This is a genomic window from Clostridium fessum (genome assembly GCF_027698965.1).
In the GTDB taxonomy this organism is placed as follows: Bacteria; Bacillota; Clostridia; order Lachnospirales; family Lachnospiraceae; genus Otoolea; species Otoolea fessa.
In genome coordinates, this window is the sequence record NZ_JAQEQF010000003.1 from 122,911 (window position 1) to 137,354 (window position 14,444).

Below are 14,444 nucleotides of genomic sequence, written 5' to 3' on the forward strand. Positions count from 1 at the left end.
AAGTCAAAAGAAATGAATTTTTGAAATTATTTTAAAAAATATGAAATTTCCTGTTGACATTCTTTTTCAAATGTTATATACTATCTTTGCTGTCGATGAGACAGACAAGCAGTTGGCTGAAAGGTCAGGTGCGGGAAAGGTTACAGTGCCGGATAAAACGGTCGGAATCGCAAAATGAATATGAGTCTGTAGCTCAGCTGGATAGAGCAACGGCCTTCTAAGCCGTGGGTCGGGGGTTCGAATCCCTTCAGGCTCGTCGAATCTGTTTCGACAGATTCCTATGGTGGATATAGCGCAGTTGGTTAGCGCGCCAGATTGTGGCTCTGGAGGCCTAGGGTTCGAATCCCTATATCCACCTTCCTTTTAAAAGGATCTTTTGCTGATGGGCTATCGCCAAGCGGTAAGGCACAGGACTTTGACTCCTGCATTCGTTGGTCCGAATCCAACTAGCCCAGTTAAATATGGGGTATTAGCTCAGTCGGTAGAGCACTTGACTTTTAATCAAGTTGTCCGGGGTTCGAATCCCCGATGCCTCATTACGAAGACACATTGCAGACGCGATGTGTCTTTTTGTGTAATGGGAAATCCCTTGGAAGTCTCTATTACACAAAAAGGCGCTAACGTGCCAATGATGCGCGCTCGCGCGAAATTGTAATATGAGGAGGTTTTAAGTTATGGCAAAAAAGTCCATGCGCGTAATCGGGGAGTACACAATGATCACAGCGGCGACCTTTGTCGTGGCGGCAGCCGTCTATTTCTTTCTGATTCCGAGCGGTGTATCGGTGGGAAGTATTTCCGGTCTGGCGATGCTTTTGGGAAATGTGATACCGCTGCCGATTTCAGTGCTGACCTTTATTTTAAATGCGGCGCTTCTGGTGGTGGGCTTTCTTTTTATCGGACGCGAGTTCGGCGTCAAGACGGTGTATACGTCACTGATTCTGCCGGTTTTTCTGTGGGTGTTTGAGCAGGTTTTTCCGGATTTTGTGTCGATCAACCAGGATGCGATGATGGATACGGTCTGCTATATCTTTGTTGTCAGCGTTGGTCTGGCTCTTTTGTTCTGGATGAATGCCTCGTCGGGCGGTCTGGACATCGTGGCAAAGCTCTTAAACAAATATTTCCATATGGAGCTGGGAAAAGCGATGGCGCTTCCAGGCATGTGTGTGGCGCTCTCATCCGTGTTTTTTAGCGATAAAAAACTGGTGGTGCTGGGCATTCTGGGCACATACTTAAACGGAATTGTGCTGGATCGTTTTATTTTCGGTCTGAATCTGAAAAAGAGAGTTTGCATTATCTCGGAAAAAGAAGAAGAGATACGCCAGTTTATCCTGCATACGCTTCACAGCGGCGCGACGATCTATCAGGGATTCGGCGCGTTTGACAATGAGCCGAAGACGGAAATTATCACGATCGTAGATAAAAACGAATATGCACAGCTCATGCCGTATATATTAAAAACAGATCCGAAGGCATTTGTGACGGTGTATGCGGTGAATGAGATTATTTATCGTCCCAAAAGATAGAAAATGATGTTACTGATAAAAAAACTCAGTAAGCAAAAATGAACAAAATTTGCTTGACGTGGTAAGTGATTCATGATATAGTCTCATTGAAGTTAGATGAGACTAACCCATGAGGAGGAAAATAGAAGGCAGAAAAAGCCTTTTATTTTTTAAAAGATAGTTAGCCATATCTAACTAAAGGTAGATATGGCTAACTAAGAGAAGCAGTTAGGAGGCAGAAAGATGGAACGGTTGTTTGAAGAAGTATTCGTAGAGGTGTGTGCGCCGACTCTTCGTGGTATCAAACCGTCGAACTTGTTCCGCTATCAGCCGCAGAACCGTGATAAACTCCTGGAAACGCTTGATTTCTGGAACCGGGAACTGGAACCGTCGGGGCTTCAGGTGCGGGCGCTTAAAGAGTGCAGCCGGACGGGCGCGTTTCTGATTCTGGTGTACCGCGAGGAATGGCTTCGCTTCATTCTGGGTAAAATATCTGTACAGCACTTTTTAAAAAAGTCTGGTTACCAGATGAAGAAGACGGTCGATGGATTTTTGAGGCAGCTTTCCAACCGGCTTTGTCTGGAACATGATTTTCCACATGAGATTGGCATTTTCCTGGGGTATCCGCTTGAGGATGTTGTTGGATTCATTGAAAATCAGGGAAAAAATTATACCTGCAGCGGTTACTGGAAGACGTATGGCGACCCGCAGGAAGCAAAACGGCGGTTTGATTCATACCGGGAATGCACGGAAGTGTGCCGGGAGAAATACCGTCAGGGGACACCGATTATTCAGCTTGTAAAAGCCGCATAATAAATCTAAGTAAGTAAATTATTCACAAGGAGGAAATAAAAATGAGCAAGGTAGCAATTGTATACTGGAGCGGAACAGGAAACACAGAGGCTATGGCAAATTACGTAGCAGAGGGCGTTAAGAAAGCGGGCGGCGAGGCTGATTTATTTACTTCCGCAGAGTTTGGCGCTGACAAAGCTGGCGAGTATGACAGAATCGCATTTGGCTGCCCGTCCATGGGGGCTGAACAGTTAGAGGAGTCTGAGTTCCAGCCGATGTTCGACGAGGTTAGCCCGGTTCTCTCTGGCAAAAAGATTGCATTATTCGGTTCTTACGGATGGGGCGACGGCGAGTGGATGCGTACCTGGGAGAGCGACTGCATGACTCTGGGCGTAACCATGGCTTGCGAGCCGGTAATCTGCAACGCAACGCCGGACGAGACAGCAGGTGCTGAGTGCGAGGCACTGGGCGAGGCTCTTGCAAACGCATAAGTAGAATTGCATAAAAACACATATATAATAAGAAGAAGTAGAATTACCTGCGAACGCAGGACATCTTAAATTGCCATAATAAAGATGCTTAAAAATTGAAAATCAGAAAAGGAAGTGTCCTCCCGCGGCGCTTCCTTTTTTGTGGGCAAATATCCCCTTTTCGAAAACTCCAAAATGTGATATGATAAAAAATAAAACTGTTTGATTTGACTCAAACAACAGTATCAATTTACGAAAAGAAACAACGGAGGGAATGTATATGGAAGAAAATAAAAAACCATTGGCAGAGGGAGAGGAGAAGGAAGAGGCTGTCTCCAAGAACTTTATCGAGCGCGAGATTGACAAAGATCTGGCAGAAGGCGTTTACGATCATGTCCAGACGAGATTTCCTCCGGAACCGAACGGATATCTTCATATTGGACACGCTAAATCGATTATTCTGAACTCTGGACTGGCAAAAGAATACAACGGAAAATTCAATCTCCGTTTTGATGACACCAACCCGACGAAGGAGAAGACAGAGTTTGTTGAGTCGATCATCGAGGATGTAAAATGGCTGGGCGCTGATTTTGAGGATCGCCTGTTTTTTGCATCCAACTATTTCCAGCAGATGTATGAGTGTGCAGTTCTTCTTATTAAAAAGGGAAAAGCATTCGTCTGCGATCTGACAGCTGATCAGATCCGTGAGTACCGCGGTGATTTTAACAATCCTGGTAAGGAAAGCCCGTACCGCAACCGCAGCATCGAGGAGAACTTACAGCTCTTTGAGGAGATGAAAGAAGGCAAATATGCGGATGGCGAAAAGGTACTGCGTGCGAAAATTGATATGGCATCCCCGAACATCAATATGCGTGATCCGGTTATTTATCGTGTAGCCCATATGCATCATCACAACACCGGGGACAAATGGTGCATTTACCCGATGTACGATTTCGCTCATCCGATTGAGGATGCGATTGAGCACATCACGCATTCGATTTGTACGCTGGAATTTGAGGATCACAGACCGCTTTATGACTGGGTCGTAAGAGAGTGCGAGTTTGAGAACCCGCCGCGCCAGATTGAGTTTGCGAAGATGTATCTGACCAACGTCATTACCGGAAAACGTTATATCAAGAAACTGGTAGAAGATAAGATTGTAGATGGCTGGGATGACCCGCGTCTGGTAACCATCGCAGCGCTGCGCCGCAGAGGTTACACGCCGGAATCCATCCGCCGCTTTGTAGAACTGGCAGGTGTCTCCAAAGCAGATAATTCCATCGACAGTGCAATGTTAGAGTACTGCCTGCGTGAGGATCTGAAATTAAAGAAGTCCCGTGTGATGGCAATTCTTGACCCGGTCAAGCTTGTTATCGACAACTATCCGGAAGGACAGATCGAGGAGCTGGATGCACCAAACAATATGGAGAACGAGGAACTTGGTTCCAGAAAGATTCCATTCGGCAGAGAACTTTACATCGAACGCGAGGACTTTATGGAAGAACCACCGAAGAAATACTTCCGTCTCTTCCCGGGCAATGAGGTCCGCCTGATGAACGCGTACTTTGTTACCTGCACCGGATGCGAGAAAGATGCAGACGGCAATGTAACGGTTGTTCACTGTACCTACGATCCGGAGACGAAGAGTGGTTCCGGCTTCAATGCAAGAAAGGTAAAAGGTACGATTCACTGGGTAGCAGCACAGACTGCGCTGAAAGCAGAAGTACGTCTCTATGAGAATCTGGTAGACGAGGAAAAGGGCAAACTTAATGCAGATGGAACGCTGAACTTAAATCCGAATTCCCTGCGCGTTCTGAAAGAGTGTTACTTAGAGCCGGGTCTGAAAGAGGCAAAAGCATTTGAGAGCTTTCAGTTCGTCCGCAATGGATACTTCTGCGTGGACTGCCGCGACAGCGAGCCGGGCAAACCGGTTTTCAACCGGATTGTTTCGCTGAAGAGCTCTTTCAAGCTTCCGAAATAAATCAAGGACAAATCTTGAAAATGTATAAAAAAATACAGAAAAAAGCGGCTTTGTTCTGATGAAAAAAGGAGAGAACGGGACTTTCAGAATACATTTTAGAATATGAGCAAAATGCTTGAGAGGTCTTGGCGATTCTTCCGGGGGTTGTTAAGAAAAATGTAGAAAAATGTAGTAATAACCTATAAAAAGCAGGTTGTTTTTGCTAATAAAACACCCTGCTTTTTGTGCATAATTTATGAAAGGCTTGGTTGACAATCAGGGGGGTTACTGTTATAATTTAAGTAAAGTGAGCTGATCATGTCAATCTGTGGCTTCACTTGTTACAGTTAAGGGGAAAAGCCCCTTATAAATTGCTTTCAAAAATGGAATGCATTCCACAATACGGAATCTTACTGGTGGAATTTTATAAGTATAATTTTTCACAAAGAAAGCAGAACCTAAAATAAATAAGGAGGTGCAATGCACAATGTGGACTGAACCAACTATGCCTTTCGGGCAGTCAGTTATCGTTTCTCTGCTGGGTCTTTCGGTAGTTTTCCTGGCTCTGATCTGTCTGGCTCTGGCAATTATGGTAATTTCCAAGATTCTCCGCTCCGTTGTTTCTGATGGTGCTAAGGCCCCGGCCGCAGCACAGAAAGCAGCACCGGCTGTGTCGGATGAAGCTGATAAGGAATTACTTGCCGTGCTGATGGCAACGATCGGGGATGACCTCGGATTGCCGACAGACAAGTTTAAGATCTTGAGCGTGACAGAAGTTAAGTAATGAGAAACAGGAATGAAAGGAAATCGAAAGGAAGGTTAGAGCAGTTATGAAGTATACGGCTACCCTCAATGGAAAACAGTACGAAGTAGAACTTGAAAGAATCGATGCATACGAGCCAATGCCGCGTTACGGCGAGGCTCCGGCAGCAGCACCGGCTCCAGTAGCAGCACCGGCAGCACCGGCCCCGGCTCCTGCACCAGCAGCCCCGGCTCCTGCACCAGCAGCAGCACCGGCCCCGGCGGCAGCACCGGCAGCAGGCGCAACTACCGTAGAGGCTCCGATGCCAGGTAAGATCCTGAACATCAAAGTATCTGCAGGACAGGCAGTTAAGTTTGGTGAGACCGTCATCGTGATGGAAGCTATGAAGATGGAAACTGAAATCGTTGCTCCGGCAGACGGTACAGTAGCACAGATTCTTGTCAAAGCAGGCGACGCCGTTGACACAGGTGCAGCACTGGTTACCCTGAACTAATAGACGATACTATGATAAATAGCAACTGTTTACAAAAAGGAATTTTCTGAACTGAAAATTCTGTATGATACAGTTCAGGCAACAGATTTTGCCGATTTGGAATACAAAGCATCGGCAAAATCCCATTACTGGGCACACATGTGTGAACAGTAATGATAAACATTCGAAAGGACGTAAAGAATTATGAAATATGTTGCTACGATCAATGGAAAGAAATACGAAGTTGAAGTAGAAAAATTAGAAGCTTACAAATCTCTGGATCGTAATGGTGTAGCAGCTCCGGCAGCTCCGGTTCTTCCAGCATCCGCACCGGTACAGAGACCGGCAGCACCGGCTCCGGCAGCAGCACCGGCTCCAGCTCCAGCACCGGCAGCAGCACCGGCTCCGGCGGCAGCAGCTCCGGCGGGCGCAACTACCGTAGAAGCTCCGATGCCAGGTAAAATCCTGAACATCAAAGTATCTGAAGGACAGGCAGTTAAATTTGGCGAAGTAGTAGTTATTATGGAAGCCATGAAGATGGAGACTGAGATCGTTGCTCCGGCAGACGGTACAGTCAGCAAGATCCTTGTTAAGGCTGGCGATTCTGTTGATACAGGAGCTGCTCTGGTTGCTCTGAACTAGGAGGTTAGGTAATGAACTTTTTTGAAATATTAAAAGAGCTTCTTGCACAGTCAGGTTTCGCAGCATTGACCTGGAGAAGCTGTGTAATGATTCTCATTGCTTTTGTATTATTATACCTGGCAATTAAAAAGCAGTTCGAGCCGCTTCTTCTGCTTCCGATTGCATTTGGTATGTTCCTGGCAAACCTGCCGTTAGCTGACCTGATGAAGGAAGGCGAGCCGTGGTATACCGCAGGTGTTCTGCGTATCATCTACGGCGGTGTTAAGTCCAGTTTGTTTCCGTGTCTGATCTTCATGGCAGTAGGTGCCATGACAGACTTTGGTCCGCTGATTGCTAACCCGATCAGCTTACTGCTTGGTGCAGCTGCACAGTTTGGTATTTATATCGCATTCATGCTGGCAAATGCAACTGGCTTATTCACAGTAGGCGAGGCTGCCGCTATCGGTATCATCGGTGGTGCAGACGGTCCGACCGCTATCTATGTAGCTAACAACCTGGCACCGGATCTGGTTGCTCCGATCGCCGTTGCCGCTTATTCCTACATGGCGCTGATTCCGCTGATTCAGCCGCCGATCATGAAGCTTCTTACTACTAAGAAAGAGCGTTCCATCGTTATGAAGCAGCTCCGTAAGGTAAGCAAGGTAGAGAAGATCGTATTCCCGGTATTCGTAGTACTATTCTGTTCCCTGCTTCTTCCGTCTGTAGCTCCGCTGCTTGGTATGCTGATGCTTGGTAACCTGCTTCGTGAGTCTGGCGTTACAGAGCGTCTTTCTGACACAGCTCAGAACGCACTGTGCAACATCGTAACTATCATGCTTGGTACTACCGTAGGTGCGACCGCAAACGGTGAGATCTTCCTGCGTATTCAGACCATCGCTATTATCTGCATGGGTCTGCTTGCATTCGCATTCGCTACCATCGGAGGTGTTCTCCTTGGTAAGGTGCTTTGCGCTGTAACCGGCGGCAAGATCAACCCGTTAATCGGTTCTGCAGGTGTATCTGCTGTACCGATGGCTGCCCGTGTTGCTCAGACAGTTGGTGCGAAAGAGAATCCGACCAACTTCCTTCTGATGCATGCTATGGGACCAAACGTAGCAGGTGTTATCGGTTCTGCCGTAGCAGCAGGTTTCTTCATGCTGATTTTCGGTTAATCGAATATTGATTTTTGGCTGTTGCAGCCGGGATCTGGCTGCATCTGGCCTGCGAAAGACCGCAGCGCCGGAAGTACCGGATCCCGTTTTTACTTATTTATATAGGTAGTTATAGAAAATTTTTTTAAAGGAGGCTTTATTGTGGCTAATAAAGTAATGTCTTTACACGATGCCGTAGAAAAGTATGTATGTGACAACGATGTACTTTGTCTCGGCGGATTTACAACAAACCGTAAACCGTATGCAGCAGTTTACGAGATCCTTCGTCAGGGTAAAACTGGTTTTGTAGGCTGGTCTGGCCCGGCAGGTGGTGACTGGGATGCGTTAATCGGTGAGGGCCGTGTGAGAGCCTACATCAACTGCTATACTGCAAACTCTGGTTACACCAACGTAGCTCGTCGTTTCCGTGCAGCTATCGAGAAGGGTGAGCTTACATATGAGGATTATTCTCAGGACGTTCTGATGCTTCAGCTTCATGCTGCATCTCTGGGTCTTCCGTACCTGCCGGTACGTATGATGCAGGGCTCCGGACTTGTTAAGTTCTGGGGTATCAGCGAAGAGAAGAGAAGAACCATGGAAGGTGTTGACAACCTGAAATGCGTAGAGATCGAGAACCCGCTTGAGCCAGGCGAGAAGCTGCTGGCTGTTCCGGTTCCGAAGCTTGACTGCGCTATCATCCATGTTCAGCAGGCATCTCCGGATGGAACCTGTATCATCGATGGTGATGAGTTCCATGACGTAGATATCGCTGTAGCTGCAAAACGTTGTATCGTTACCTGCGAGGAGATCGTAAGTGATGAGTATATCCGTCGTGACCCAACCAAGACAAGAATCTTTGGTGAGTGTGTAGACGCCGTTGTTCGTGCACCGTACGGTGCTTGGCCGGCACAGTGCTACGGCTATTATGATGATGATGATAAGGGCTTGAAAGAGTACGACAAGGCTTCCAAGTACCTTGACGCTGAGGATGCTAAGGCACAGCTTCAGAAGGCTGCAGACAAAGCTGCTAAGGCTGCTGCTGCTAAGCCGGAAGATGAGAAGCTTGCAAAAGCTGCAGAAGTTGCTGCACAGGCTGCAAAAGATGCTGCTGACGGCACCAAGATTCCGGAGACCTTCAAGGATTACCTTCAGAAGTATGTATATGGATGCAAGGATCAGGATGATCTGCTCAACGTACTGGGCGGCGCTCGCCTCATGAACCTTAAGAATGAGCCGCATCTTGGCTATTCTACCAGACATTAATTGAGGGAGGGAAAATCTAAAATGGCTGATTATACAAAGTATACAAAGCAGGAAATGCAGGCTTACGCCATCGCAAAAAATATTAAAGAAAATCAGATCGTTATCGTTGGTACCGGTCTTCCGTTAATCGGTGCATCCCTGGCAAAACGTGTTGTTTGCCCGAGCTGCCATCCGATCGTAGAGAGTGGTCTTATGGATTGTTCTCCGATCGAGGTTCCGCGTTCTGTAGGTGACAACCGTTTCATGGCTCACTGTGCAGTACAGTGGCCGAACGTTCGTTTCGTAGGTTTCGAGGCTAATGAGTGGTTACATGATGCTGATCGTATGATCGCATTCATCGGCGGCGCTCAGATCGACCCGTACGGAAACGTTAACTCTACCTGTATCTTTGGTAAGGGTGATTATGTTAAACCTACCACACGTTTCACCGGTTCTGGCGGTGCAAACGGAATCGCTACCTTCTGCAACACCATCATCATGATGCAGCATCAGAAGAGAAGATTCATGGAGCATGTTGACTACATCACAAGCTGTGGCTGGATGGACGGCCCTGGCGGACGTGAGAGAGCAGGTCTTCCGGGCAACCGTGGACCGCAGATGGTAGTTACCGATCTTGGTATCATGAAATTCGACGAAGAGACCAAGAGAATGTACCTGGCTTACTACTATCCATTCTCCTCTCCGGAAATGGTTCAGGAGAACACTGGTTTCGAGATCGATACCTCCAGAGCTCAGCTGATGGAAGGTCCGGATCCGGAGATCATCCGCGTTATTCGTGAAGAGATCGACCCAGGTCAGGCATTCATCAAAGTTCCGAAGGAGACTAAGTAATTAGCCTTCCATCGGGAATCAAGACAGATATCATTTCTGTCGATTTATTAGTTACTGATTGCAGGCGGGACAGGAGACGAACTGTCCCGCAAGCAATTCATTTATAACCATTTTTATTTTTTATTTTATAAGGAGAAAAGAAGACATGAATATGTATTCAATGCCAGGATATTTCCAGAATATGCCTACCGTTGGTAAAGCTCTGGTTAATCCGAATCCGGAAAACGAGCAGGAACTGAAGGCTGTTGAGAACGACATCCATGAGTCCATTAAGCAGGCTCTTGATGCAGGTATCACAACCGAAGAGAAGTTAAACGCACGTGGACAGCTTTCTGCTACACAGCGTATCAACGCCCTGATCGATCCAGGTACATGGTGCCCGTTAAACAGCCTTTACAATCCGGAAGACAACCGTTTCCAGACAACTAACGTTCTGAATGGTCTTGGCCGTGTAAATGGCAAATGGGTTTACATCATCGCTTCTGATAACAAGAAGATGGCTGGTGCTTGGGTTCCGGGACAGGCAGATAACCTGCTCCGCGCTGCAGATACCGCTAAGATGCTGCATCTGCCGTTAGTATACCTGTTAAACTGCTCAGGCGTTGAGTTCCCGAACCAGGACAAAGTATACCCGAACCGTCGTGGTGGTGGTACACCGTTCTTCCGCAACGCTGAGTTAAACCAGCTTGGTGTTCCGGTTATCGTAGGTATCTACGGAACCAACCCGGCAGGTGGTGGTTACCACAGCATTTCCCCGACTATCCTGATCGCTCATAAAGATGCGAACATGGCAGTTGGTGGCGCTGGTATCCTTTCCGGTATGAACCCGAAGGGTTACATCGATGAGGAAGCAGCAGAGCAGATCGTTAACGCTCAGATCGAGAACAGCAAACATCACGTTCCGGCTCCGGGTTCCGTGCCGATCCACTATGATGAGACCGGATTCTTCCGTGAGGTTTACGAGGATGATTTAGGCGTTATCGAGGGAATCAAGAAGTACATCAACTACCTTCCGTGCTTCAACCTGGAGTTCTTCCGTGTTGATAGCCCGAAGGCTCCGCAGCTTCCGGCTGAGGATCTGTACAGCATCATCCCGATGAACCAGAAACGTCCGTACGACATCTATGATGTAATCGGCCGTCTGTTCGATAACAGTGAGTTCTTCGAGTACAAGAAAGGCTACGGTCCGGAGATCGTTGCTGGTCTTGCAAAAGTTAACGGCCTTCTGGTTGGTGTTATCGCTAACGTACAGGGCTTACTCATGAACTATCCGGAGTACAAACAGGGTTCTGTAGGTATCGGTGGTAAGCTGTACCGTCAGGGTCTGATTAAGATGAACGAGTTCGTTACTCTGTGTGCTCGTGATAAGACACCGGTTATCTGGCTGCAGGATACCACAGGTATCGATGTAGGCGATGACGCTGAGAAGGCAGAGCTGCTTGGTTTAGGTCAGTCCCTGATCTACTCTATCGAGAATGCTAAGCTTCCGTCTCTGGAGGTTACTCTTCGTAAGGCAAGTGCTGCTGCTCACTACGTTCTGGGTGGTCCGCAGGGCAACAACACCAACGTATTCTCCATCGGTACAGGTGCTTGCGAGTACTACGTAATGCCGGGTGAGACCGCTGCAAACGCTATGTACTCCAGAAAGCTTGTTAAAGCTAAAAAAGCTGGCGAGCCGCTTCAGCCGATCATCGACAAGATGAACGCTATGATCCAAATGTACACAGACAAATCTCGTCCGAAATACTGTACAAAACAGGGTATGGTTGATGAGATCGTAGATCTGACCGATCTTCGTCCGTACATCCAGGCATTTACCGAGGCTTATTATCAGAATGCTCAGGCTATCTGCCCGATGCATCAGATGCTGGCTCCGAGATCTACTCGTGAGTTCATCAACTACGGTAAATAATTATCAAATTAAAACGGCATTGTGATAGGTGCCGCTAAGATAACATTTTAAAAAGAGAAGGCGCGTAAGTACGCGGCTGACAGTGATAGTGTAAATAGTGATAAGTAACAAATTGATAGTGTGAATAGTGTGAGGCTCTGGCGAAGCGGCTTGTCTGTATGACTGTAAATGAACCGTTTTGCCGGATGCTTGCAGATAAATCGGGCAAAGGAACTGGAACCTTTGCTCGATTTATTGGTATACTCAGGCAGATAAGTAATAAGTAATAGTTTTGTTAAGAATTATTTTATAACATTTTCAAGATTTTACAGCGACTTTTAGTTGATTTTGTGGTATTATGATGGGTGGAGACGATGTGATAGCACGGATCTGCCAAAACATCGTTGAAACAAAAATCAGGCATAGAAAGTCAGTATTGAAAGGAAAAAGATACATCATGAGCGAAATTTTCACTTTAGGTATCGACGTAGGCTCTACAGCTTCCAAATGTATCATCCTGAAGGATGGCAAGGAGATCGTAGGTAAGTCTCTGATTGACGTTGGAGCAGGTACCAGCGGTCCAAGCCGTGCCATCGAGGCAGTTCTGGAAGATGCAGGCCTCAAGAAAGAAGATATGGCATTCACACTGGCTACCGGTTATGGACGTACATCTCTGATGGACGGAATTGCCGATAAGCAGATGAGTGAGCTGTCATGTCATGCAAAGGGCGCTTATTTCCTTTTCCCGAAGGTTCATACCGTAATTGACATCGGCGGTCAGGACGTGAAGGTTCTTCGCGTTGAGGACGGTGTCATGACAAACTTCCAGATGAACGATAAGTGTGCAGCCGGAACCGGAAGATTTCTGGATGTTATGGCTCGCGTTCTCGAAGTTGAGGTAAGTGATCTAGGCCGTCTTGGCGCTATGTCCAAGAAGCAGGTAGGAATCAGTTCCACCTGTACGGTTTTTGCAGAGAGTGAGGTTATAAGCCAGTTGTCGATGGGAACGGATAAATGTGATATCATTGCCGGTATTCATCGTTCAGTGGCTCATCGTGTCACGGGTCTTGCCCACCGAATCGGTGTAGTGCCGGATGTCGTTATGACAGGCGGTGTGGCTCAGAACCAGGGCGTAGTAGATGCGCTTGAGGCTGAGCTTGGCGTAAAGATTTATACATCCCCGCTGACACAGTATAACGGCGCGCTTGGTGCAGCCCTGATGGCATATCAGGTAGCCAGCCGTCAGAAGTAACTAAGTTAATTTTTAAGAATGGAGGATAATTATTATGGCAAAACAAGTTAGTCCTGGTGTTCTTGCGCTTCGTAAAGTCGTAGATGACGTACACAAAGAGGCGCGTGAGGCCAAAGCAAGAGGCGAGTTAGTTGGATGGTCTTCTTCCAAATTCCCGTGTGAGCTTGCAGCAGCATTTGATTTACACGTTATGTATCCGGAGAACCAGGCAGCTGGTATCGCAGCTAACCGTTACGGTGAGCTGATGTGCCAGGCAGCTGAGGATCTTGGATATGACAACGATATCTGCGGTTACGCTCGTATCAGCCTTGCATATGCAGCTGGTGTACGTGTATCCCGTAAGTATGATCCGGAGACTGGTGAATACATCATCGATCCGAGCACAGGTAAACCATTAAAAGATGCTGACGGCAACGTAGTGATGGGTGAAGACGGAAAACCGAAGAAGGATCCGAAGACTCAGACTCCGTATCTGCAGCTGGACAACCTGCTTGAGATTGAAAAACTCCCGGATGGTCCGGAAAAAGAGAAACGTCTTGAGGCTATTTCTCCGATTCGTCAGATGCGTATTCCGCAGCCGGATTTCGTTCTTTGCTGCAACAACATCTGTAACTGTATGACAAAATGGTATGAGAACATCGCTCGTATGTGCAACATTCCGCTGATCATGATCGATATCCCGTACAACAATACAGTAGAAGTTCATGATGAGAATGTTAAATATGTTCGCGCTCAGTTCGACAAAGCGATCAAACAGCTGGAAGAGCTGACAGGCAAGAAGTTCGACGAGAAGAAGTTCGAGCAGGCTTGTGCAAACGCTAACCGTACCGCTAAGGCTTGGCTGAAAGTCTGTGATTTCCTGCAGTACAAACCGGCTCCATATAGTGGATTTGACCTGTTCAACCACATGGCAGACGTTGTAACTGCACGTGCTACTGTAGCTGCTGGTGATGCTTTTGAATTACTTGCAAAAGACCTGGAAGAGACAGTTAAGAAGGGTGAGACCACAACTCCGTTCCCGGAGAAATACCGTGTTATGTTCGAGGGTATTCCGTGCTGGCCGAAACTGCCGGCTCTGTTCAAACCGCTGAAGACCCACGGTGTAAACGTTACTGCCGTTGTATATGCTCCGGCATTCGGTTTCGTTTACAACAACATCGATGAGATGGCTCGTGCTTACTACAAAGCTCCGAACTCTGTCTGCATCGAGCAGGGTGTTGACTGGCGTGAAGGCATCTGCCGTGATAACAAGGTAGATGGCGTTCTGGTTCACTACAACAGAAGCTGTAAACCGTGGAGTGGTTACATGGCTGAGATGCAGCGTCGCTTTACTGCTGACCTGGGTATCCCGTGTGCTGGTTTCGACGGCGATCAGGCTGACCCGCGTAACTTCAATGCTGCTCAGTACGAGACTCGTGTAGAGGGTCTGGTTGAGGCAATGGAAGCAAATAAGCAGGCAAAGGAGGCTAAATAACC

At 47.4% G+C, this 14,444-nt stretch carries 13 protein-coding genes and 4 tRNA genes; all 17 read left to right on the top strand.

Going from position 1 to position 14,444, the window contains the following annotated elements; translation table 11 throughout:
- The first annotated feature begins 182 nt into the window (after window positions 1-182).
- The 17 genes from PG862_RS05075 to hgdA all read left to right on the top strand — a co-directional run bounded on the left by PG862_RS05075 (window position 183) and on the right by hgdA (window position 14,442).
- A tRNA-Arg gene (locus PG862_RS05075) sits at window positions 183-256 on the top strand.
- Window positions 257-283: 27 nt separating this feature from the next.
- Window positions 284-357: transfer RNA gene (locus PG862_RS05080), tRNA-His, on the top strand.
- A 26-nt stretch (window positions 358-383) separates the two neighbouring features.
- Window positions 384-455: transfer RNA gene (locus PG862_RS05085), tRNA-Gln, on the top strand.
- 8 nt (window positions 456-463) lie between these two features.
- A tRNA-Lys gene (locus PG862_RS05090) sits at window positions 464-536 on the top strand.
- Between the two features lie 138 nt (window positions 537-674).
- Window positions 675-1,523, top strand: coding sequence for a YitT family protein (locus PG862_RS05095; RefSeq protein WP_270706734.1), 849 nt, complete (start codon window positions 675-677; stop codon window positions 1,521-1,523).
- A gap of 222 nt (window positions 1,524-1,745) precedes the next feature.
- Entirely contained in the window at window positions 1,746-2,315 is a 570-nt protein-coding gene (locus PG862_RS05100) for a DUF3793 family protein (protein WP_118524039.1), read from the top strand.
- A gap of 41 nt (window positions 2,316-2,356) precedes the next feature.
- Entirely contained in the window at window positions 2,357-2,785 is a 429-nt protein-coding gene (locus PG862_RS05105; RefSeq protein ID WP_118481811.1) for a flavodoxin, read from the top strand.
- 259 nt (window positions 2,786-3,044) lie between these two features.
- Window positions 3,045-4,745: a glutamine--tRNA ligase/YqeY domain fusion protein gene (locus PG862_RS05110; RefSeq protein ID WP_107000309.1), complete on the top strand. Its 1,701-nt coding sequence runs from the start codon at window positions 3,045-3,047 to the stop codon at window positions 4,743-4,745.
- 466 nt (window positions 4,746-5,211) lie between these two features.
- Window positions 5,212-5,508, top strand: coding sequence for an OadG family protein (locus PG862_RS05115; protein WP_022359955.1), 297 nt, complete (start codon window positions 5,212-5,214; stop codon window positions 5,506-5,508).
- A gap of 46 nt (window positions 5,509-5,554) precedes the next feature.
- Complete coding sequence (locus PG862_RS05120; protein ID WP_118651208.1) at window positions 5,555-5,980, top strand: biotin/lipoyl-containing protein; 426 nt, start codon at window positions 5,555-5,557, stop codon at window positions 5,978-5,980.
- Window positions 5,981-6,163: 183 nt separating this feature from the next.
- Complete coding sequence (locus PG862_RS05125) at window positions 6,164-6,601, top strand: biotin/lipoyl-containing protein (protein WP_118570086.1); 438 nt, start codon at window positions 6,164-6,166, stop codon at window positions 6,599-6,601.
- A gap of 11 nt (window positions 6,602-6,612) precedes the next feature.
- Window positions 6,613-7,752, top strand: coding sequence for a sodium ion-translocating decarboxylase subunit beta (locus PG862_RS05130; protein WP_118672634.1), 1,140 nt, complete (start codon window positions 6,613-6,615; stop codon window positions 7,750-7,752).
- A 141-nt stretch (window positions 7,753-7,893) separates the two neighbouring features.
- Window positions 7,894-8,994 carry a CoA transferase subunit A gene (locus PG862_RS05135; protein ID WP_022359951.1) on the top strand — a complete coding sequence of 367 codons (1,101 nt, stop codon included), beginning with the start codon at window positions 7,894-7,896 and terminating at the stop codon, window positions 8,992-8,994.
- A gap of 21 nt (window positions 8,995-9,015) precedes the next feature.
- Window positions 9,016-9,825, top strand: coding sequence for a glutaconate CoA-transferase subunit B (gctB, locus tag PG862_RS05140; protein ID WP_107000305.1), 810 nt, complete (start codon window positions 9,016-9,018; stop codon window positions 9,823-9,825).
- A gap of 145 nt (window positions 9,826-9,970) precedes the next feature.
- Window positions 9,971-11,737, top strand: a complete 1,767-nt coding sequence (locus tag PG862_RS05145) for an acyl-CoA carboxylase subunit beta (RefSeq protein WP_107000304.1) — start codon at window positions 9,971-9,973, stop codon at window positions 11,735-11,737.
- A gap of 436 nt (window positions 11,738-12,173) precedes the next feature.
- On the top strand, window positions 12,174-12,968 hold the full coding sequence (gene hgdC, locus PG862_RS05150; RefSeq protein ID WP_270706736.1) for a (R)-2-hydroxyglutaryl-CoA dehydratase activase HgdC: 795 nt from the start codon (window positions 12,174-12,176) through the stop codon (window positions 12,966-12,968).
- Between the two features lie 34 nt (window positions 12,969-13,002).
- Window positions 13,003-14,442: a (R)-2-hydroxyglutaryl-CoA dehydratase subunit alpha gene (gene hgdA / locus PG862_RS05155; protein ID WP_107000302.1), complete on the top strand. Its 1,440-nt coding sequence runs from the start codon at window positions 13,003-13,005 to the stop codon at window positions 14,440-14,442.
- The last annotated feature ends 2 nt before the right edge of the window (window positions 14,443-14,444 follow it).

Bases quoted from the DNA above. Each gene is read 5' to 3' on its own strand.
- PG862_RS05095 (WP_270706734.1), top strand. From the start codon at position 675: ATGGCAAAAAAGTCCATGCGCGTAATCGGGGAGTACACAATGATCACA.
- PG862_RS05100 (WP_118524039.1), top strand. From the start codon at position 1,746: ATGGAACGGTTGTTTGAAGAAGTATTCGTAGAGGTGTGTGCGCCGACT.
- PG862_RS05105 (WP_118481811.1), top strand. From the start codon at position 2,357: ATGAGCAAGGTAGCAATTGTATACTGGAGCGGAACAGGAAACACAGAG.
- PG862_RS05110 (WP_107000309.1), top strand. From the start codon at position 3,045: ATGGAAGAAAATAAAAAACCATTGGCAGAGGGAGAGGAGAAGGAAGAG.
- PG862_RS05115 (WP_022359955.1), top strand. From the start codon at position 5,212: ATGTGGACTGAACCAACTATGCCTTTCGGGCAGTCAGTTATCGTTTCT.
- PG862_RS05120 (WP_118651208.1), top strand. From the start codon at position 5,555: ATGAAGTATACGGCTACCCTCAATGGAAAACAGTACGAAGTAGAACTT.
- PG862_RS05125 (WP_118570086.1), top strand. From the start codon at position 6,164: ATGAAATATGTTGCTACGATCAATGGAAAGAAATACGAAGTTGAAGTA.
- PG862_RS05130 (WP_118672634.1), top strand. From the start codon at position 6,613: ATGAACTTTTTTGAAATATTAAAAGAGCTTCTTGCACAGTCAGGTTTC.
- gctB (WP_107000305.1), top strand. From the start codon at position 9,016: ATGGCTGATTATACAAAGTATACAAAGCAGGAAATGCAGGCTTACGCC.
- PG862_RS05145 (WP_107000304.1), top strand. From the start codon at position 9,971: ATGAATATGTATTCAATGCCAGGATATTTCCAGAATATGCCTACCGTT.
- hgdC (WP_270706736.1), top strand. From the start codon at position 12,174: ATGAGCGAAATTTTCACTTTAGGTATCGACGTAGGCTCTACAGCTTCC.
- hgdA (WP_107000302.1), top strand. From the start codon at position 13,003: ATGGCAAAACAAGTTAGTCCTGGTGTTCTTGCGCTTCGTAAAGTCGTA.